Source organism: Stenotrophomonas maltophilia, assembly GCF_006974125.1.
Lineage (GTDB): Bacteria > Pseudomonadota > Gammaproteobacteria > Xanthomonadales > Xanthomonadaceae > Stenotrophomonas > Stenotrophomonas maltophilia_O.
On record NZ_CP037858.1, the window covers coordinates 2357414 to 2376613 of the forward strand.

Below are 19200 nucleotides of genomic sequence, written 5' to 3' on the forward strand. Positions count from 1 at the left end.
TGACGCGATGCCGGGGTCAGAGCCCTTTCCGTTGGAAAGGGATCCGACCCCGGTGCTCAGCCGTTGTCTCGCAGGAACCGCGCCATCGACGAAACACCCGGCACGCGCGGTTCGAACTCGCCGGCAACGTCGATGAAGCCACGCATCACCGCGATCTCGCGCGGGCTGCGGTTGAGGCTGTCGCGTACTTCCGGATCGGCACCGGCACGCAACAGGCGCTGCACCAGCAGCGGCAGGCCATGCAGGGCGGCCAGGTGCAGCGGACCGAAGCCGCGCGGATCGCGCACCTCAAGGCTCACGTCTTCGTCCAGCAGGCGTTCCACCGCGGCCATCACCACCTGTTCGTCGCAGGCGGTGCCGGGCTCGGCGCGTGCACCCAGCAGCAGCAGCAGCGGCGTGACCGAACCGGCGGCGGCCTGGTCCGGTTCGGCACCGGCCAGCAGCAGGGTGTCGAGCAGGGCGAGCAGGCGCGAACGGTCGCGGGCGCTGAAACCGTACAGCGCGGCACAGTGCAGCGGGCCCAGCTGTTGCGCATCACCGGCATGCACGTCGGCACCGGCGGTGAGCAGGCGCGCGACGATGTCCGGCAGGCCCAGCGCCGAAGCGAGCATCAGCACGGTCACGCCGCCCGGCAGGCGGTGTTCCAGCTTGGCGCCGGCGTCGAGCAGGGCCGAGACGATGTCCACCTGGCGCATGCTGACCGCCGCCGACAGCGGCGTGGCACCACTTGCCGCCGCGTGCTGCGGATCAGCGCCGCGCGCCAGCAGCAGGTCGGTCACCGCCAGATGGCCACCACCGGCGGCGCGCAGCAGTGCGGTGCAGCCTTGCGCATCGACCGCATCAACGGCGAAGCCCAGATCGATCAGGCGGCGCACCGCGTCGACGTCACCGGCCATCGCGGCGGCCGGCAGATCGGCCTCGCGCAGGGTGCGCCGCGGCAACGGCCACACCCGCCAGTCCAGCCAGTCGGCCAGATCGCGGCGACCAATCGACAGCGCCACGCCCAGCGGCGTCTGCCCATCGGCGGCGCGTGCTTCGGGCGAGGCGCCGTGCTGCACCAGCAGCTTCAGCGCGCCCTCGCGAGCCAGCGCGGTGGCCAGATGCAGCGCGGTCATGCCGTGGCTGTCGCGTGCTTCGCGATCGACGCCTGCCTTCAGCAGCGCCTGCTGCAGCCGCAACCAGCCGAGGCGCACCGCCAGCGACAGCGGCGGATCACCGGCTGGCGAAGCTGCGAACGGATCGGCGCCACGCTCCAGCAGTTCCAGCGCCAGCTGTTCCAGGCCGCGCGCCGCCTGGTCGTGCTGGGCGCAGGCAGCAAGGAAGCGCGCGAGGCCGCCACGGCCGGCCGGCGACAGGCCACGCTGCAGCATCACCTGCAGCGCCGGCACCGCATCGATGCCGCGCGACAGCAGGGCGAACATCGGCGTGTCGGAACAGGCATCGCGCACGTAGGGATCGGCGCCGTGGCCCAGCAGCCAATCAACCGCACGCGGCTCCAGCGCCAGCTCCGGGTCGAGCAGCAGGCCACCCAGTTCTTCCGGCTGGCACAGCTTGGCCAGCGCGGCCATGCCCTCGGTGTTGCCGAAGCCCAGCGCTTCGCGCAGCAGGGTCAGCGGCGGGCGGTCCGGCAGCAGGCCGCTGGCACTGGCGGCCTCGCCACGCTCGGCCAGGCCATCACTGACGGCGGCGGGCAACGGGTAGGAGGGGTCCAGCAGGGCCACGATCGCCCAGCGGCCGGCTTCGGCAGCGTAATCCACCGCGCGACGACCGACCGGATCGGTCGCGTCGGCGGCGATGCCCAGCTCCACCAGGCGCTTGACCAGCAACGGCGAGACATCCTCGGCCATCGCCGCCAGCTGCACCGCGTTGCGGCCTTCGCCGTCAACGGCAACCAGGTCCGGCTTGTGCGGCAGCAGGTGTTCGACCACCGCGGCGCGCCCGGCACGGGCCGCTTCCAGCCATGGCGTGCGGCCCAGGGCATCGCGCGCTTCCAGATTGGCTCCGGCGCCGAGCAGCACGCCGATGATCTCCACGTGGCCGGCCAGCGCCGCCTCGTGCAGCGCGCTGCGGCGCTGGCGATCGCGGGCGTCGGCGCGCGCCTTGTGCTTGAGCAGCAGCTGCACCCCGGCCGGGTCGTCATCTTCGGTGGCAGCAGCGGCCAACAGCACCGGCGTGCCCTCGGCCGGTTCGCTGCGCGCACCGCGTTCGAGCAGGAAGCGGGCCAGGCGCCAGTTGCCGACCTGGCAGGCCACCGCCAGCGGCGACCAGCCCTCGTTGTTCAATGCATCGACTTCGGCGGCGGCATCGCGCAACAGCGCGGCCACGCCCGGGTCGGAACTGCGCGCGGCATGGTGCAGCGGCGTATTGCCATCGCTGTCGGTAGCACGCGAGTCGGCACCATTGGCGAGCAGGGTCATCACCGCTTCGGGGCGGCCATGCCAGCTGTCACGCGTGGCGGCCAGCAATGGCGTCATGCCGCGGTGCGGCGCGTTCACGTCAACGCCGCGGGCAATCAGTTCGCGCAGCAGGCGCAGGTCCGGCAGCACCGCGGCCAGCACCGCCAGGCTGCGCTGGTCGCGCCAGTTCGGGTCGGGCAGCGCATACGGATCGGCGCCGGCCTGCAGCAGCTGCAGGCCGCGGTCGATGCGGCCATGGCGGGCGGCTTCATACAGTGCCGGGGTCAGCTCCTGCGGTGCCATCGCTTCCAGCGGCGCGGTCTCGGCTGCGGCGGCGAACATCGGTTCGTGTTCGTGGCTGGCCGTCGCCAATGGGCTGGAGCGCAACGCCACCAGCGGCGCCGGCTTGACCCGCTGCAGCAGCAGATGCAGCAGTGGTGACAGCAGCACCACCGCCAGCGCGGCGGGCCAGCGTGCACTTTCCGGCAGCAGGCCCGGCCAGGCTGGCAGCACCACCAGCGCGGCCAGCGCGATCACCAGCGCGGCCACGCCGAGACCGCGCCAGGCGGTCAGGTCGCGACCGGCCAGCGCCTGCCAATGGTGGGCCAGGCTGCCATCAAGCCGTTCGACATCGTTCCACAACGGCCAGGTGCGCCAGGCAGCGAGCAGGCCGGCACTGACCAGCACGCTCAGGCCCAGCACCGCCGCAAGGCTGCCGCTGTCACGCAGTGCGGCCAGTGGCCAGGCCAGCAGCAGCGCCAGCAACAACGGCGCGGCCGACCACAACGCCAGCAATGCCGGCAGGTCCTGGCGCGCAACCACCTTCAGCGGCAGCAGCGCGCGGCTGCGCCGCCACCACGACACGCCCAGCGCGAACGCCGGCTGTGCCAGCGCAGCAAGGATGGCGCCTGGAACGCCGCCCACGGCGGCGCCCAGCGCCAGCACGGCGCCCACGGCGAAGGCGATCGACAGGGCGCGCGGACGGGACGTATCAGTCATAGTGGCGCGGCATCAGGCTGGCCACCGACGGCGGCACCTGCAGGTAGAACCCGCGCTCGCTCATTTCACTGCGAACCTTGTCCGGGTCGGCCTGGGCCAGGCGGCGCTGGGCATCCAGTGCCACGTCCAGGACGAAGGTGAGCGCACCCAGCGAGGTGAGCAGCGGCGCAGGCAGCGCGCTGAAATCATCGCGTCGGGGAACGTAGACGTAGGTGTCCGGCTTGAGTTGGCTTTTATAGACGTAGGCGTGCATGTCCACGGGACGATAACCCGGGAAGAGCCGTGATTGTGTCGGAAAGCCGACACCGGGGAAAGCCGTCAGCCGACGATGGCGGCGTGATTGACGGTGTTTCCCCGGCAGGGTTCAGTAATGTGGCGGCGACGTTCAGGCAACGCCACGTGCTCAGTTGGCCGCGATCTCTTCGGTCATCAGCGGATCGAGCGTGGGGTTGTCCAGCCAGCGGGCCACATCGCCGCCCAGCGCCTCGGCCACCAGCTTCAGGGTGGTGCAGGCGCGGAAGGTGAAGGGCCGGCTGGTGGTGCGCTTGAAACTGAAATTGCCGACCACGCGGCCGTCTTCCTTCAGTTCGCCATAGATGCGCCCCCACTTCGGTCCTGAAATGGCCCCCCCCCCCTGCGGCGTGGGCCTTGGTCACGACGATGTCCAGGCGGCGTCCCGCGTCTTCGCCGGCTGCGGCAACCACCACCCTGCCACCGGCATGGCGCACGATGCTGCTGCTCAGATCGCGGCCGAACGCGCACTCCTGGCGGATCAGCTCACCGCCGACCTCGGCCCGGTACGGTACCTCGGCGGCAATGCGGATGGGTGCTGCATCGGTCGCGTGCGCCGACAGCGCGGGCACGCAGCAGAAAGCCACGGCCAGGGCCGTAGCATGCATCGATTTCATGGAGTCCCCCTGTGGACGGCCTGTGGACGGCATCCCCAGCCCGCGGGCGGGGATGACGGTGGCTTACTTGACCTTGGCGTAGGTGCCCTTCAGCGCCACGCCGGCGACGAAGGTGCCGGCCCAGCACTCGTAGTTGGTGCTGCTCTTGAACTCGTTCTTCTTGTAGTAGCTGACGATGTCGACCACCGCGTTGGCACCGCGCGACTTGGCGCCATCCTGCAGCGCGCGCAGCGCCGACAGCGCAACCCAGCGGCAGGCTTCGGCGTCGCTCTTGTTGGCGGCATTGGTCTTCTTGTTGGTCACGTCTTCGCCCAGGCGCTGCTGCACGCCGACCGGCTGGCCAGCCAGGTAGAAGCGCACGCTGCCGTCAATGCCGGCGTCCCTGGCAGCCTGCGAGCTGACCAGTTCCTGCAGGGACTGCTCGAGGCGGGTATCGCGGGCGGAAGCGGTGGAGGTCAGGGCCAGCAGTGCGGTGGCCGTGGCGATCATCAGGGTGCGGCGCATCGGAACATCTCCTTGTCGAGGGTGCGGGTGGGTTGCGGAAAAAGGCGGGATGGGACGGCGGATCATTCGCTCCAGCGGCGGAACACCAGCGAGGTGTTGATGCCGCCGAAGGCGAAGTTGTTGCTCATCACGTACTCGGCCTGCAGTTCGCGGCCCTGCCCGGTGATGAAGTCGAGCTGGCCGCAGCGCGGGTCAACCTCGGCCAGGTTAAGCGTGGGGGCGAACCAGCCGGCGCGCATCATCTCGATGCTCAGCCAGGCCTCGAACGCACCACAGGCACCGAGCATGTGGCCGACGTAGCTCTTCAGCGAGCTGATCGGCACGCGGCTGCCGAATACCTGCGCTGTGGCCTGGGTCTCGGCGATGTCGCCGTGATCGGTGGCGGTGCCGTGGGCATTGACGTAGTCGATCTGCGCTGGCTCCAGGCCCGCATCTTCCAGCGCCAGGCGCATGGCGGTGGCCATGGTGTCGGCACTGGGCTGGGTGACGTGCTGGCCATCGCTGTTGGTGCCGTAGCCGACCACCTCGGCAAGGATGGTGGCGCCGCGTGCCTGCGCGTGCTCCAGGTCTTCCAGGATCAGCGTGCAGGCACCCTCGCCCAGCACCAGGCCATCGCGGCCGGCATCGAACGGGCGCGGCGTGGTCTGCGGCGCGTCGTTGCGCACGCTGGTGGCGAACAGGGTGTCGAACACCGCCGCAGCGGTGGCGTCGAGCTGCTCGGCACCACCGGCAACCATCACCGTCTGCTTGCCGCTGCGGATCGCTTCATAGGCCGCGCCCACGCCCTGGCTGCCCGAGGTGCAGGCACTGGAGGTGGTGTAGACACGCCCCGACAGGCCGAAGAACACGCCGATGTTGACCGGCGCGGTGTGGCTCATCATCTTCAGGTAGGTGGTGGCGCTGATGCCATCGGTGGTGAACTCGTTGAGCATGCGCCCGAACTCGCCGGTGGCTTCGTGGCTGCCCGACGAGGAACCGTAGGCCACGCCGGTGCGGCCGCTGCGCAGCACCGGGTGCTCGTGCAGGCCCGCCTCGCGCAGCGCCACTTCGGTGGCGCGCACCGACATGATCGCGACCTTGCCCATCGAGCGGGTGGTCTTGCGGTTGTAGTTCGGCGGCAGCTCGAAGTCCTGCGCCGGCGCGGCCAGCTTGGTGTTCAGCCCGGCATAGACATTCCACTCGGGCATCGCGCGCACCGCGTTGCGGCAGCTGCGCAGGTGCGCCTCGATGGTCGGCCAGTCATGGCCGAGCGGACTGATCGCGGACGCGCCGGTCACCACTACGCGACGATCGGCGGCCATCAGAGCATGCCTCCGTTCACCGAGATCACCTGGCGGGTGATGTAGCCGGCCGGTTCGGACAGCAGGAACGCCACCGTGGCCGCCACTTCGTCGGGACGGCCGACGCGGCCGGCGGGAATCAGCTTGAGCGCGTGTTCAACCACTTCGTCGTTGAGCATTTCGGTCTCGATCAGGCCCGGGGCCACGCAGTTGACGGTGATCTGGCGGCTGGCCAGTTCCAGCGCCAGGGCCTTGGTGGCGCCAATGATGCCGGCCTTGGCAGCGCTGTAGTTGACCTGCCCGCGGTTGCCGGCCAGGCCGGACACCGACGACAGGGTGACGATGCGGCCGGGTTTGCGCCGCCGCACCATCGGCATGATCAGCGGATGCAGCACGTTGTAGAAGCCATCCAGATTGGTGTGGATCACCTGGTCCCAATCGTCCGCCGACAGTGCCGGGAAAGCACCATCACGGGCGATGCCGGCATTGCATACCACACCGTAGTACGCGCCATGTGCCTCGACATCGGCCTCCAGCGCGGCGCGTGCGGCCTCGCGGTCGGCCACGTCAAACGCCAGCACGCGGGCCTGCTGGCCCAGTGCCTGGATCTCGGCCACCACGGCCTGCGCTTCTTCCACGCGACTGCGGCAATGCACCACCACGTCGAAGCCATCGCGCGCGATGCGCAGCGCAATGGCCCGGCCGATGCCCCGGCTGGCGCCGGTCACCAGCACACTTCGATTCCCTGTCATGCCTGTCCACTCTCCAGATAGGCCATCGCATCGGCCGGTTCGAACACCGACACGTTGGCTGTCGCCCATTCGTCTTCGCCCGCCAGGATGCGGCAGGCGAACATCCCCAATCCATTGTCACCCAACAACTCGCAGCGCGCCTGCACGCGTAGCCGCGAGCCGCTGGGGAAGCTGCTGCGCGCGCTGTTGTAGCGGCGGCTGCCGAGCAGGAAACCGAGCTGCGGCGGCTTGCCGGCCGCGCGCGCGCGGCAGCCGGCCCAGGCCGCGATGGCCTGTGCCATGTATTCGATGCCCACCCAGGCCGGCACCTGGTGGTTTTCCACGAACAGGCCGGCCTCCGGCACCACCAGTTCGGCCTCGATGGCATCCTGGTCCCAGTGCGTGATGCGCTCCAGCAGGCACATGTCCTGGCGGTGCGGCACCACCTCTTCAATCGCATACAGCATGTTCATCGGCGCTCCAGCGCCAGCACGGCATTGCTGCCGCCGAAGGCGAACGAGTTGCTCAGCACCCGCCGCGGTGGCTCTGCCAGGCGGGTGGCGGGCGCGACCAGTGGCAGCATCGGCAGCGCGGGGTCAGCCACGCCATCCCACCAGTGGGGCGGCAGCTGCTGCTGCGGGTTCTCGGCCAGCAGGATCCAGCACAGTGCGGCTTCGATCGCGCCTGACGCGCCCAGCGTATGGCCGGTCAGCGGCTTGGTCGAACTGGCCGGAACGTCATTGCCCAGCACCTGCGACACCGCCAGGCTTTCCATCGCATCGTTGTGCCCGGTGGCGGTGCCATGCAGGTTCACGTAGTCCACTTCATCGGCAGCCCAGCCGGCGCGCTGCAGCGCCTGCTGCAGGGCATCGATGGCGCCCAGGCCCTGCGGGTCCGGCGCGGACATGTGGTGGGCGTCGGCCGATTCGCCCCACCCGGCCAGGCACACCGGGCCCGGCTCGCGGGTAAGCAGGAACAGCGCGGCACCCTCGCCGATGTTGATGCCGGCGCGATGCTGCGAGAACGGGTTGCAGCGCAGGGCCGACACCGATTCCAGCGCGCTGAAGCCGGCCACGGTGAAGCGGCACAGCGAATCGGCGCCGCCTGCGATCACGGCGTCGACGATGCCGGCGCGCAGCATGCGCGCGGCCGACATCAGTGCCTTGGCACTGGACGAACACGCCGTGGACAGGGTCCACGCCGGGCCCTGCGCGCCACTGCGCTGGCGCACGAACTGCGCCGCAGTTCCCATTTCCTGCTGGGCGTAATCGAAGCCCTGCGGCCACTGGCCCTGTTCGGCGTGGCTGCGCAGGGCCTGCTCGGATTCACCAATGCCCGAGGTGCTGGTGCCCAGCACCACCGCCACGCGCTCTGCACCATGGCGGGCGATCGCCGCGGCCACCGCCGGTGCGATCTGCGCCAGCGCCACCTCCAGCAGGGCGTTGTTGCGCCCGCGCAGGGCCACCGGCAGGTCATCCAGCGCCGGCAACGGCGTGCGTACCTCTCCCAACGCCAGGGTGCGCCCCGGCAACAGGCTGTCGTTGTCGCTGAGCCCGCCCGGCACATCGGCGAACATCGCCGATGCGACCGCGGCGCGGCCATCGCCGAGCGCGCAGACCACGCCCAGGTCGTTCAGGTAGATCGGTGCACTCATCGGTCCTGCCCGGCCATATCGATCGATTCGATGCGCAGCGCATAGCCTTCGGCACGGTTGTCCAGCTGCACGCTGCCATCGTCCAGGCGCTGCAGCTGCAGCCACACCGTGCCGTCACGCGACAGGCGGCGCTGGTGGCCGTCGTCGCTGACCTCCCAGCCGGCCGGCAGCGCGGCGGCGATGGCCGCGGTCGGCCACAGCGCGAACTGCAGGTCATCCAGCACACGCTCGGCACGTACCTGCGGCGGCAGCCACGGCGCGCGCTGCTGGGTCAGCTGCTGGCCGTCCCATTGCAGGCGCACGCCGGTCTGGCCCATCGCCTGCACCGCCAGCTGCACCTGCTGTGCATCGGCTTCCAGCAGAGCGTCGAGGTCGCGCTCATGTGTGCCGAAGCGGAAATGCAGCTGCTGCTGCAATGCCAGCGGCGTCGGCAGGCTGGCCGGCGACAGGCGCAGCGGCGGCAGTTCCACCAATGGCTTGGGCATGCGGCCGGCACAGGCGGCCAGCAGCAGGCACAGCAGCAGTGCGGTGGTACGGGCGATCAGGCGCTGCACAGCTGCTCCAGTACGCGCATGCGGCGGCCGCTTTCGTCGGCCACATACGGGTTGTTGGTGTCCCAGGCGTAGCCGGCCAGGATGGAACTGATCATGTCGCGCACTTCGGGCTGCTGCTGCGGGTGGTAAATGATCTTCTGGAAGCCGCCCTCGTACCAGCTTTCGACAAAGCGGCGGAAAGTCTTCACGCCGGCGCGCAGCGGGATCGAGAACTCGGCTTCCCAGTCGACGGTTTCACCGGCATAGCGGCGCGCCAGGCATTCGCTGGCCAGCTGCGCGGACTTGAAGGCGATGGTGACGCCGGAGGAGAACACCGGGTCGAGGAACTCGCCGGCATTGCCCAGCAGCGCGTAGCCCGGGCCCCACAGCGAACTGACGTTGGCCGAGTATCCGGTGATGCGCCGCACCGGCAGCACTGCCCATTCGGCGTTGGCCAGCAGGCGGGTCAGGTTCGGGTCCTCGCCGACGATGGCCTGCAGCTTCTGCAGGTCGTCTCCTTCATAGCGCTCGAAGAACGACGGCTCGGCGACCACGCCCAGCGAGCAGCAGCCGTTGGAGAACGGGATCGTCCAGTACCAGACGTCGATGTGTTCGGGGTGGGTGGTGATCAGGATCTTGTTGCGGTCGAAGTCCGCTTCGGCCGGAATGTTGTCGCGCACGTGGCAGAAGATCGCACCGCGCACCGGGAAGTTGGACGGCGATTCCAGCTGCAGCAGGCGCGGCAGCAGGCGCGCGAAGCCCGATGCGTCGAGGATGAAATCGGCCTCGATGCGGTATTCGCTGCCATCCGGGCGCCGCACGGTCACCGCCGGCTGCTCGCCCGCTTCGACCGACAGCACTTCGTCGCCAAAGCGCAGCGTGGTGCCCATGCGCTCGGCACCCCGCGCCAGCACGTTGTCGAAGTCGGCGCGCTGCACCTGGTAGGTGGTGCCCCAGCCCGGCGAGAACTTCTTCCTGAAGTCGAACGCCGTGCGCGCCTCGCCATGCACGAAGGCGGCGCCGTTCTTGTGCTGGAACCCCGCTTCGACCACGTCCTGCAACAGGCCGGCAGCCTCGATGTACTCCATGCTCTGCGGCAGCAGGCTTTCGCCGATGGAGAAGCGCGGGAACTGCTGGCGCTCCAGCATCAGCACCTGGCGGCCCTGCCGGCGCAGCATCGCCGCGGCCACGGAACCGGCCGGTCCGGCACCGATGATCAGGATTTCAGTACGTTCGACAGCATCCACAGCAGTGTTCATCGGTGCGTCCTTGTTGCTCGATCAGGTGGAAAGAAGGAAGTCGGAAAACAGGCTCAGGCCGGCGGCAGATCGTGCGGCGGCGGCCGGAACAGCGGCGAGATCAGCCAGACCAGGCCGATGCCGAACAACAGGGTCAGGCCGAACGCGCGCAGCGCCGGGGTCTGCGACAGGCCCAGCAGGCCGAACGACAGCCAGGTGCTGGCCGCACCCACGCACACCGCCAGCCAGGCACTGGCATCGCCGCGGTGCTCGATCAGGAAGATGCCGTAGTCGATGCCCATGCCCAGCAGCAGCATCAGGGCCAGCACGTTGAACAGCTGCAGCGGCTGGCCGAACAGGCCCAGCAGGCCCAGGGTGAGCGCGCCGGCGATCAGGGTCGGTGCGAACACGCGCCAGGCCTGGCGGCGGTAGCGCAGCCACAGCGCACCGAATACCAGCGCGATGCCGACCAGCAGCAGCCCGCCCATCAGCTTGCGGTAGTGGCCCAGCAGCTTGGAGAAATCTGACGTGCGGTCGACCCAGCGCACGCCAGGCAGGCCTTCGGCGGCAGCTTCCAGCGTGGCCAGGGCATCGGCGCGCGACAGGTCATCGACCATCACCACGCTGATCATCTGTCCACCGACCTCACCCACCCACAGGTGGCGGAACGGCTGCGAGGCCGGCGAGGCCAGGAAGGCTTCGGCGGTGAGCGGCGCTGCGGCGAACTGCGGTCGCTGCAGCGGCTCGCCCACGGCCTCGGACACGGCCGACAGCACGCCGGGTTCCACCTTCGCGGTCAGCGCAGCATCGGCCTGCTGGCGTGCCGGTGACGGCAGCCAATCGCTGATGGCGCGGTAGCCGCCGATGCGTTTGTCATCGGCCAGTGCACGCAGGCGCTCGGTCAATGCCTCTTCACGCTGCAGCAGCTGCGCGGCATCGGCACCCTGCACCAGGTAGAACTGCGCCGGGCTGGGCATGCCCAGCAGCTGGCTCAGGCGGATCTGCTGCGCCATCAATGCCGGGGGCGAGGACTGCAGGCTGCGCAGGTCATCGTTGCTCTGCAGGCGCGCGATGCCGATGGCAGACAGTGCCAGCGTGATCACCACGAACATCGTCACCGCGCGGCGGCCATGCAGGCGCGGGAAGCGCTCCAGCGTGTTGCCCAGCCACTGCGAGAAGCGGGTCTGGCGGATCTCGCCGCCATCCAGCCACGGGAACCAGAAGATGACCGTGAGGAACGCCGCGGCCAGGCCTACCACCGAGAACAGCGCCATCTGGCGCAGGCCGGGGAACGGGGCCAGGCCCAACGCGAGGTAGGCCAGCGCACTGGTCAGCAGGGCCAGCCACAGGCCGGGCAGCAGATGCCGCAGCAGCTTCCAGCGACGGTCGGCCGGTTCGGCCTGGCGCGACGCAAACCAGTGGATGCCGTAGTCCTCCGCTACGCCCACCAGCGATGCGCCGAACACGAGGGTCAGCACGTGCACCTTGCCGAATACCAGCACGGTCACCGCCAGTGCCACGCCGCAGCCGATCAGCAGCGAGGCGGCCACCAGCAGGATCGGGCGCAGCGAACGGAACGCCAGCCACACCAGTAACAGTACCGCGGCCAGTGAACCCCAACCGATCGTGTTGATTTCCTGGTTGGCCTGCACCGCCGCCGCTTCAGCATGCAGCGGCACGCCGGCATGCAGGATTTCCAGCTCCGGCGCTGCGGCCTTGGCCGCTGTTCCGGCCCGCTCCAGCAGGCCATCAAGATGGCGCTCGCCATCGAGCTGGAATGCCGACCCCGGCGTATCGAACTGCAGCACCGCCCAATGCTTGCCTTCGGCTTCAAGCAGGCCATCATCACCCAGCCGCAACCCCGAACCCTGCGCCTGCTGCTGCCACCATTGCGGCCACAGCGACAACGGGTCCTGCCGCCAGTCGGTCAGGCGCGGCGCACCCATCGGGCCGTACAGCGCGGCCAGCGCCTGCTCGGCCAGCGCACCGGTTTCAGTACTCTGCAGCTGGTCACGCTGGGCCGGCGTCAACAGGCGGTCGCGGTACGGCGCGTAGAACGCGCGCGCCTCGTCGAACCAGCCTTCGATGGACCCGCTGGGCACCAGCAATGCACTGTCGGCATCGGCAGCCATGGCCGCAGCGAACGCGGCCTGCGCCCGCTTGGCGGCGGCGCCGTCCTGGCTGCCGAGCAGCACCACCACCTGCCGCGAGCTGCCGTCGGCGATGCGCCGGGTGACGTCGCTCAACAGGCGATCATGCGCATCCTGCGGCAGCAGCGCGAGGATGTCGGTGTCGATCCGCGACTCCTGGCTCCACAGGCGCCACTGCTGCGCGCCCATCACCAGCAGCACCAGCAGCCAGGCGATGCCCAGCCAGTGCCACCAGCGCCGCAACCGGTCCGGTGCGTTCGATGCTGCACCCTCACTCAAAGCGGCGCGCCTCGTCGGCGTTGAGCGTGGCCGGTGCCTCGCTCAATGCGCTGAACTGGATCTGCGTGCGGTCCTTGTTGGCCTCGACGATCTCGACCTGGCGCACGTAGCGGTCACCCTGCAGGGTCAGCGACTGGAAGGCCTTGGCCAGCATCGCCGACTTCGGCGTCAGCCGCAGTCGCCAGCCCTGCCCTTCACGGCTGGCCGCCACGTTGAACTGGCTGGACAGCGCCTGCACGTCGCCGCTCATCAGCGCGAACATGATCGCGTTGACCGAACGCATCGCCGGCTGCTGCCGTGCATCGAGCTCGACACGGGTGCTGCCATCGCGCTGGCGGCTGAGGATGCGGTCGGCGGTGACCACCACTTCGGAGGGGAACGGCTTGAGCGTGGTCCAGATCACGCCGTGCTGGCGCGCGACCACGAACCGGCCCTGCGAGCGCAACGGGTTCTTGAAGCCGCTGACCTGCTTTTCCTGGCTGAACTGGCCACGCAGTACATCCGGCCGCGCCACCGCCTGGGTGATCGCATCGATGGCGGGGTCGGCGGCCTGCACGCGCGGTGCGGCAACGAGCATCAGCGCGCACAGCAGCACGCTCGGAAGACGGGCAAACATGTTCACGGCGCAGGCACTCCCAGGCGTTCCCACAGTACCGGCGGGCACTGGTACAGCATTTCCTTGCTGGCCGCGTCCACCGCGACCTGGATGGTCATCGCGTGGGTCAGCACCTGGCCACTCTGCGCATCGACGATTTCGTACTCGATCTTCAGCCGGTTCTCCCATTCCACGATGCGCGCGATCACGCGCAGCGCCTGGTTGAACAGCAGCGGGCGCACGTACTTCACCCGCGCATCGACCACCGGCCACAGGTAGCCCGATTCGAGCATCTGCGGGTAGTCGTAGTCGTAGCGCCCGAGCAGCGCGCAGCGCGCGATCTCGAAGTACTTGAAGTAGTTGCCATGCCAGACCACGTTCATCGGATCGCAGTCATGGAAGGCGGGGGTCAGCGCAATCTCGCCGACCCGTTCGATGGCCTCATTCACCGGCATACAGCTCCCAACGTTGCGCGCGGATCTCCACCAGCAGTTCCCGCAGTTCGCGATCCAGCGCGCGGTCTTCTTCAACCAGGGCGATGCGCTGCCCCAGGTCGGCGTACATGTCGGCCAGACTGCCATGCAGCTGCGCGTTCAGGCCAACCCGTTCGCGCAGCGCCAGGCCCTGGCGGGCGGCGATCAGCATCGCGGCCACCACCTGTTCGGTCAGCTCGATCACGCGCAGGCAGTCGCGCGCGGCGATGGTGCCCATGCTGACCTTGTCCTGGTTGTGGCACTCGGTGGAACGCGAAAACACGCTGGCCGGCATGGTCTGCTTCAGCGCTTCGGCCGTCCAGGCCGACACGCTGATCTGCAGCGCCTTCAGGCCATGGTTGATGGCCGCGCGCGGGCCGGTGGCCGCCGACAGGTTGGCCGGCAGGCCATGGTTGTAACGGGCATCGACCACCAGCGCCAGCTGCCGGTCGAGCAGGTCGGCAACGTTGGCCACGGTGTTCTTCAGGGTGTCCATCGCCAGCGCGATGTGGCCACCGTAGAAGTGGCCGCCATGCAGGATGCGCTCGCCGTCGGCATCGATCAGCGGGTTGTCGTTGGCGCTGTTCAGTTCGGTTTCGATCAGCTGGCGCAGGAACGGCAGGCTGTCCTCCAGCACGCCGATCACATGCGGCGCGCAGCGCAGCGAATAGCGGTCCTGCAGGCGCTGTTCATTGCGCGGCGGACGCTCGCTGTGCAGGTCGCTGCGCAGGCGCGCGGCGATGCGGCCCTGGCCCGGGTGCGGCTTGGCCGCGAACAGGGTTTCGTCGAAGTGGTGCGCGTTGCCGTCGCTGGCCAGCACGTTGAACGCGGTCAGGCGCGTGGCCATGCGCGCCAGGTAATCGGCGCGCTGCCAGGCCAGGCAGGCCAGGCCGGTCATCACCGCGGTGCCGTTCATGATCGCCAGGCCTTCCTTTGGCCGCAGCTTCAGCGGGGTCATGCCGATCTTCGCCAGCACCGGGCCGGCCGGTTGCACCTGGCCTTCGAACAGTACCTCGCGCTCACCGCACAGCACCGCGGCCACGTACGACAGCGGGGTCAGGTCGCCACTGGCGCCCACCGAGCCTTCGGCCGGAATCATCGGCAGCACGTCGTGCTGCAGCAGCGTGGCCAGGCCTTCCAGCAGCGGCACGCTGACGCCGGACATGCCGCGCACCAGCGACGCCAGGCGCGCCGCCAGCACCGCACGGGTCTCGACCGGGTCCAGGTAACGGCCCAGGCCGCAGCCGTGGTAGGTGTACAGGTGGTGCGGCAGCTCGGCCACCAGCGCCGGCGGAATATTCACCGTGCACGAGTCGCCATAGCCGGTGGTTACACCGTAGATCACGCCGTCCTCGCGCAGCAGGCGGTCGAGGAAGTCGGCACCGCGCTGGATGTGCGCGCGGAACGCCGGCGCGTCGCTCAGTGCGGCCTCGCACTGGCGCTTGGCCAGGGCAACCACGTCTTCGATGGTCAACGGTGCATCGCCAAAGCGGCACACGGGTACGGCGTCAGTCGTCATGCGGAGCCTGATCCCAGAAGGGGAAGAAATTGAACCAGTCCAACGGGGACTGGATGACCTGGAGTTCCAGCCAGCGCGCGAAGCGCTGTGCCTGTTCGGCCAGTGCCGCGTCGCGTGAGCCACGCGGCAGCACGATGCGTTCGGCGAACTGTTCAAACGCCACGCGATAGCCCTCGCCCTGGTGCAGGCAGGCCATGGTGTAGACCGGGCAACCCAGCGCGGCAGCGAGTACATAGGCGCCGATCGGGAACGGCGCGCGGTGGCCAAGGAAATCGGCGGTGACGCTGCGGCCGCCCTGCACCGGCGTGCGGTCGCCGACGATGGCGACGAAGCCACCCGCCGCCACGCGCTCGGCCAGCATCATCGCCGTGGCCGGGCCCATTTCGGTTACCTGCACCAGTTCCACCGCCGCCAGCGGGTCCAACCGCTGCAGCAGGCGGTTGAAGCGCTGCGCATGCGCGGTGTGCACCAGCACGGTGATGCGGAACCCCGGCACCTGTTCGGCCAGCACCTGGCACAGTTCCAGGCAGCCGATGTGCGCGGTCAGGATCAGCCCGCCTTCGCGGCGCGCGATCTTTTCAAGCACCAGGTCGCGATGCAGGTGGATGCGCTCGGCCGGATAGCGCCCGCCCAGGCCGAGGATCTTGTCCAGCATCGTGTCGGCGAAGGCGAAGAAGTGGCGCAGGCTGTCGCGCCGGGTCGGCGCACGGCCGAGCGCGCCGCTGTGTGCCTGCAACCGCTGCAGGTACTGCATCGAGGCCTGGCGACCGACGCGGTTGCCCAGCCAATGGCAGGCCACCACCGGCCACACGCACAGGCGGAACGGCCAGCGCCCGAACCAGCGGTGCACCCAGCACAGGAACAGCACGCCGGCCACCGACGTGGATTCGCCGATGTCGGCCCAGTGTGGGGCGCCCTGCGCGGCCGCCATCTCAGCACTGCCCCCGCAGGCGGCGCCACAACAGGCGTGGTGCGCGCCAGAGCATGCCGAAGAACAGGCGGGTATGCATGCGGCTGATGCGCACGTTGTCGCGCCACACATCGAAGTGCGACACCCCATCGGCGGGATAGGTCACGCGCGTGGCCAGGTGCTCGACCGGCAGCTGTCGCCAGTACAGGCGCACCATCACTTCGGTATCGAAATCCATGCGGCGGCCGATGGTCTCTTCACCGATCAGGCGCAGCACCGGCGGCAGTGGGTACACGCGGAAGCCGCACATGGTGTCGCGCAGGTGCAGCGACAGCGTGTTGATCCAGACCCAGATGTGGGTGGCGTAGCGGCCGTACAGGCGCGCCTTCGGAACACTGGCGTCGTAGGCCGGAATGCCACAGATCACCGCACCCGGGTGCGCGCGCGCCGCCTCGATGAAGCGCGGCAGGTCGGCGGTATCGTGCTGGCCGTCGGCGTCGATCTGCAGCACGTGGCTGTAGCCACGCGCAGCGGCTTCGGCGAAACCGGCCAGCATCGCCCCACCCTTGCCCTGGTTGACGTCCAGGCGCAGCAGGTCGACGCCGTGGCGCTGCGCCAGCGAGCGCAGCACCGCCGCGCACGCCTCATGCGAACCATCATCGACCAGCAGGCACGGAAGGCCGGCGGCCTGCACGCCGTCGACCACCGCCGCGATGGCGTGCTCGTGGTCGTAGACGGGGATCACCACCAGTGGCGCGAACGCGGCACCGGCAACGGCCGGGTCAGTCCGCATCGGCGAAAACCACCTTGCCGCTGGCGTGCACACCGTGGCTGGAGGTGTAGCGGAAGGCCAGCACATTGCGCGTGGCATCCCAGTCCAGCTGCAGTGTCAGCTCATCACCCGGGCGGGCCACGTGCTGGAACTTCACCGCATCCATGCGCAGGAATCCGGCCGGCATGTTGAACGCCTGGCGGCCAAAACGCACGGCCCAGTCCAGCTGCGCCACGCCGGGCAGGATCGCCGCCTGCGGGAAATGGCCCTGGAACGGCCGCAGCGCCGGGTCGAGGGTCATGCGCAGGGTGGCGCTTGCAGCGTCGCGGTGCTCCCATGCTGGCACCGGCATCAGCGGCTGGAACAGCGCCGCCAGCGCCGCCTGGGTGACCTTGCCCTGTGCGTTGATCGGCAGCGCCGGCACCAGGCGCCAGCGGCGCGGCCGGGTGACCGCGTCATGTGCCTGTGCCAGGCGCGCACCAAGGCGCTGGCCCAGCGCGCGGCGCGCGGCGTCACCGCCCTCCAGCAGTGCCAGGTCGGCCGGTACCACCACAGCTGCCAGCTGCTCGCGCTGGCCGGACAGGACCAGCACGCGCACGTCGTCCACTTCGGCGTCTTCGCGCAGCGCGCGTTCCAGCGCATCCAGCGAAACGCGGCGCTCTTCGATCTTGACGATGCGGTCGGCACGGCCCAACAGGCGGAAGCGGCCGTCGGCCAACGCTTCCACGCGGTCCTGGGTGCGCCACCAGTCGAGGGTTTCCAGATGCGCCGAGGCGACGGCCAGGCAGCCATCCTCGATGCGCCACCGCACACCCGGCAGCGGCTGCCACGGCGGCAGGTCGGTGTCCCAGCGGCGCCAGGCGATACCACCGGTCTCGCTGCTGCCGTAAACCTCGGTCGGTGCCACGCCCAGCCACTGCCGTACCTGGCGTGCGGCTTCTTCGGGCAGTGGGCCACCGGAGGAGAACACCGCGCGCAGGCGGCCGTGCAGGCTGGCCCAGTCGAGCTGTTCAGGCAGGCGCTTGAGATGGGCTGGCGTCGCCACCAGCACCGTATCGGTACCGGCCAGCGCGCCCACCAGGTCTTCGTGGAAGAACCGGCGCGGATGGATCAGGCGGCCGGCGGCCAGCGGCCACAGCACGCGGAACAGCAGGCCGTAGATGTGCTGGTGGGACACCGTGCCATGCACCTGCACGCCCTCCAGCTGCGTGCCGAACGCAGCCTGCAGCGCATCCACCTCGCGCGCCAGCTGGTCCATGCGCTTGTTGATCGCACTGGGTTGGCCGGTGCTGCCGGAGGTGAACACGCACAGCTCGCAGGCACGCTCGTCCAGCACCTGCAGTTCGCCGTCCACGCCAACAGTGGGGGCAACCAGCGGGCGGTAGTCGGCGGAAACATCACCGGCGAAACCGCTCACCTGTGGCTGCAGTGCCTGCAGTGTGGCCGGCAGGTTGTCGGCAGCCAGGAACACCCGCTTACCGGCATGCCAGGCGCCGAACAGTGCCGCAGCGAAGGCCACGGCGTCATCGAAGTACAGGGCCCAGTCGCGGCCATCGGCAGCAGCAAAGGCCGCACGCCAGGCCAGCACCCGCTGGCGGAAGCGGGCATGATCGATCAGCTCGCCATCGCAGAGGCCGATGCTGCGCTGCGGCTGCGGGTCCACCAGCAGCCGGTCCAGGGCAATCCACTCAGCCATGGGCGTGCGCTGCCTTGACCCGACGCCGCACCAGCCACTCACCTGCAAACAACACGCCCATCATCACGTACGCCAACAATCCGTTGTAGAGCATCCAGACCCGGTCCGACGCGTAAAGCGCGGTCAGCAGGGCCAGACTGCCGTTGAGAACGAAGAAGCCACACCACACCTGGGTGACGCGGCGGGTATAGGCCACCGCGAACGCTGGCAGGTCCGGCTCCTGCAACCGCGCCAGGCGTTCCACCAGCGGCGGGCCGAAGCGCAGGCTGGTACCGAACACCGTCAGCATCACCACGTTGACCAACGCCGGGTACAGCTTCAGCGGCAGGGCCTGGTTGAGCACGGTGGCCAGCACGGCCAGCAGGCCGGTACCCGCGGCGGCGGCCCACCACAGCGGCTGGCGCGTACTCAGCGCACGCAGCAGGGCCAGGGTGAACAGCAGCAGCGACAGCCAGCGTGGCTCGAAACGGCCCATCGCCAGGTACACCAGCACCGGGCAGGCCAGCGAGATCGCAGCCACCACGAACGTGCGTGCGCGTGCCATGGCGGAGCCGCCGGCGCTG

Annotated in this window: 18 protein-coding genes; all 18 read right to left on the reverse strand. The window is 69.4% G+C overall.

Annotated features, from left to right (window positions below; translation table 11 throughout):
* Positions 1-56: 56 nt before the first annotated feature.
* Positions 57-3395 carry an ankyrin repeat domain-containing protein gene (locus EZ304_RS10720; RefSeq protein WP_142807031.1) on the reverse strand — a complete coding sequence of 1113 codons (3339 nt, stop codon included), beginning with the start codon at positions 3393-3395 and terminating at the stop codon, positions 57-59.
* Positions 3388-3648: a YcgL domain-containing protein gene (locus EZ304_RS10725; protein WP_049431711.1), complete on the reverse strand. Its 261-nt coding sequence runs from the start codon at positions 3646-3648 to the stop codon at positions 3388-3390. Before EZ304_RS10725 ends, EZ304_RS10720 begins: the two co-directional genes overlap by 8 nt.
* 150 nt (positions 3649-3798) lie before the next feature.
* Positions 3799-3963 carry a hypothetical protein gene (locus EZ304_RS20980; RefSeq protein WP_158230203.1) on the reverse strand — a complete coding sequence of 55 codons (165 nt, stop codon included), beginning with the start codon at positions 3961-3963 and terminating at the stop codon, positions 3799-3801.
* Positions 3964-4366: 403 nt separating this feature from the next.
* On the reverse strand, positions 4367-4807 hold the full coding sequence (locus EZ304_RS10730; protein ID WP_099551753.1) for an excinuclease ATPase subunit: 441 nt from the start codon (positions 4805-4807) through the stop codon (positions 4367-4369).
* A 62-nt stretch (positions 4808-4869) separates the two neighbouring features.
* Positions 4870-6108, reverse strand: coding sequence for a beta-ketoacyl-ACP synthase (locus EZ304_RS10735; protein WP_099551754.1), 1239 nt, complete (start codon positions 6106-6108; stop codon positions 4870-4872).
* A complete protein-coding gene (locus tag EZ304_RS10740) occupies positions 6108-6839 on the reverse strand; it encodes a 3-ketoacyl-ACP reductase FabG2 (RefSeq protein ID WP_099551755.1) in 732 nt (243 codons plus the stop codon). The genes EZ304_RS10735 and EZ304_RS10740 overlap by 1 nt, the downstream gene beginning before the upstream one ends.
* Positions 6836-7291, reverse strand: a complete 456-nt coding sequence (locus tag EZ304_RS10745; protein ID WP_099551756.1) for a hotdog family protein — start codon at positions 7289-7291, stop codon at positions 6836-6838. Before EZ304_RS10745 ends, EZ304_RS10740 begins: the two co-directional genes overlap by 4 nt.
* Positions 7288-8472 carry a beta-ketoacyl-[acyl-carrier-protein] synthase family protein gene (locus tag EZ304_RS10750; RefSeq protein ID WP_099551757.1) on the reverse strand — a complete coding sequence of 395 codons (1185 nt, stop codon included), beginning with the start codon at positions 8470-8472 and terminating at the stop codon, positions 7288-7290. Before EZ304_RS10750 ends, EZ304_RS10745 begins: the two co-directional genes overlap by 4 nt.
* Positions 8469-9026, reverse strand: coding sequence for a DUF3261 domain-containing protein (locus EZ304_RS10755; RefSeq protein ID WP_142807032.1), 558 nt, complete (start codon positions 9024-9026; stop codon positions 8469-8471). Before EZ304_RS10755 ends, EZ304_RS10750 begins: the two co-directional genes overlap by 4 nt.
* Positions 9014-10264, reverse strand: coding sequence for an NAD(P)/FAD-dependent oxidoreductase (locus EZ304_RS10760; protein WP_099551759.1), 1251 nt, complete (start codon positions 10262-10264; stop codon positions 9014-9016). Before EZ304_RS10760 ends, EZ304_RS10755 begins: the two co-directional genes overlap by 13 nt.
* A gap of 53 nt (positions 10265-10317) precedes the next feature.
* Entirely contained in the window at positions 10318-12672 is a 2355-nt protein-coding gene (locus tag EZ304_RS10765) for an MMPL family transporter (RefSeq protein ID WP_142807033.1), read from the reverse strand.
* The gene (locus EZ304_RS10770; RefSeq protein ID WP_185959251.1) at positions 12665-13288 is read right to left on the reverse strand and encodes a LolA family protein; all 624 of its coding nucleotides are present in this window, start codon (positions 13286-13288) and stop codon (positions 12665-12667) included. The genes EZ304_RS10765 and EZ304_RS10770 overlap by 8 nt, the downstream gene beginning before the upstream one ends.
* Positions 13289-13290: 2 nt before the next feature.
* On the reverse strand, positions 13291-13722 hold the full coding sequence (locus tag EZ304_RS10775; protein ID WP_142807035.1) for an acyl-CoA thioesterase: 432 nt from the start codon (positions 13720-13722) through the stop codon (positions 13291-13293).
* A complete protein-coding gene (locus tag EZ304_RS10780; RefSeq protein ID WP_142807036.1) occupies positions 13709-15259 on the reverse strand; it encodes an HAL/PAL/TAL family ammonia-lyase in 1551 nt (516 codons plus the stop codon). Before EZ304_RS10780 ends, EZ304_RS10775 begins: the two co-directional genes overlap by 14 nt.
* A complete protein-coding gene (locus tag EZ304_RS10785; protein ID WP_142807037.1) occupies positions 15249-16190 on the reverse strand; it encodes an acyltransferase in 942 nt (313 codons plus the stop codon). The genes EZ304_RS10780 and EZ304_RS10785 overlap by 11 nt, the downstream gene beginning before the upstream one ends.
* A gap of 1 nt (position 16191) precedes the next feature.
* Positions 16192-16962: a glycosyltransferase family 2 protein gene (locus EZ304_RS10790; RefSeq protein ID WP_142807038.1), complete on the reverse strand. Its 771-nt coding sequence runs from the start codon at positions 16960-16962 to the stop codon at positions 16192-16194.
* Positions 16952-18637 carry an AMP-binding protein gene (locus EZ304_RS10795; protein WP_142807039.1) on the reverse strand — a complete coding sequence of 562 codons (1686 nt, stop codon included), beginning with the start codon at positions 18635-18637 and terminating at the stop codon, positions 16952-16954. Before EZ304_RS10795 ends, EZ304_RS10790 begins: the two co-directional genes overlap by 11 nt.
* A complete protein-coding gene (locus EZ304_RS10800; RefSeq protein WP_142807040.1) occupies positions 18630-19181 on the reverse strand; it encodes a hypothetical protein in 552 nt (183 codons plus the stop codon). The genes EZ304_RS10795 and EZ304_RS10800 overlap by 8 nt, the downstream gene beginning before the upstream one ends.
* Positions 19182-19200 lie beyond the last annotated feature (19 nt).

Excerpts from the sequence above, each read along its gene's own strand:
- EZ304_RS10720 (WP_142807031.1), bottom strand. The coding sequence starts at position 3,395 with ATGACTGATACGTCCCGTCCGCGCGCCCTGTCGATCGCCTTCGCCGTG.
- EZ304_RS10725 (WP_049431711.1), bottom strand. The coding sequence starts at position 3,648 with ATGCACGCCTACGTCTATAAAAGCCAACTCAAGCCGGACACCTACGTC.
- EZ304_RS10730 (WP_099551753.1), bottom strand. The coding sequence starts at position 4,807 with ATGCGCCGCACCCTGATGATCGCCACGGCCACCGCACTGCTGGCCCTG.
- EZ304_RS10735 (WP_099551754.1), bottom strand. The coding sequence starts at position 6,108 with ATGGCCGCCGATCGTCGCGTAGTGGTGACCGGCGCGTCCGCGATCAGT.
- EZ304_RS10740 (WP_099551755.1), bottom strand. The coding sequence starts at position 6,839 with ATGACAGGGAATCGAAGTGTGCTGGTGACCGGCGCCAGCCGGGGCATC.
- EZ304_RS10745 (WP_099551756.1), bottom strand. The coding sequence starts at position 7,291 with ATGAACATGCTGTATGCGATTGAAGAGGTGGTGCCGCACCGCCAGGAC.
- EZ304_RS10750 (WP_099551757.1), bottom strand. The coding sequence starts at position 8,472 with ATGAGTGCACCGATCTACCTGAACGACCTGGGCGTGGTCTGCGCGCTC.
- EZ304_RS10760 (WP_099551759.1), bottom strand. The coding sequence starts at position 10,264 with ATGAACACTGCTGTGGATGCTGTCGAACGTACTGAAATCCTGATCATC.
- EZ304_RS10770 (WP_185959251.1), bottom strand. The coding sequence starts at position 13,288 with ATGTTTGCCCGTCTTCCGAGCGTGCTGCTGTGCGCGCTGATGCTCGTT.
- EZ304_RS10775 (WP_142807035.1), bottom strand. The coding sequence starts at position 13,722 with ATGCCGGTGAATGAGGCCATCGAACGGGTCGGCGAGATTGCGCTGACC.
- EZ304_RS10780 (WP_142807036.1), bottom strand. The coding sequence starts at position 15,259 with ATGACGACTGACGCCGTACCCGTGTGCCGCTTTGGCGATGCACCGTTG.
- EZ304_RS10785 (WP_142807037.1), bottom strand. The coding sequence starts at position 16,190 with ATGGCGGCCGCGCAGGGCGCCCCACACTGGGCCGACATCGGCGAATCC.
- EZ304_RS10790 (WP_142807038.1), bottom strand. The coding sequence starts at position 16,962 with ATGCGGACTGACCCGGCCGTTGCCGGTGCCGCGTTCGCGCCACTGGTG.
- EZ304_RS10795 (WP_142807039.1), bottom strand. The coding sequence starts at position 18,637 with ATGGCTGAGTGGATTGCCCTGGACCGGCTGCTGGTGGACCCGCAGCCG.
- EZ304_RS10800 (WP_142807040.1), bottom strand. The coding sequence starts at position 19,181 with ATGGCACGCGCACGCACGTTCGTGGTGGCTGCGATCTCGCTGGCCTGC.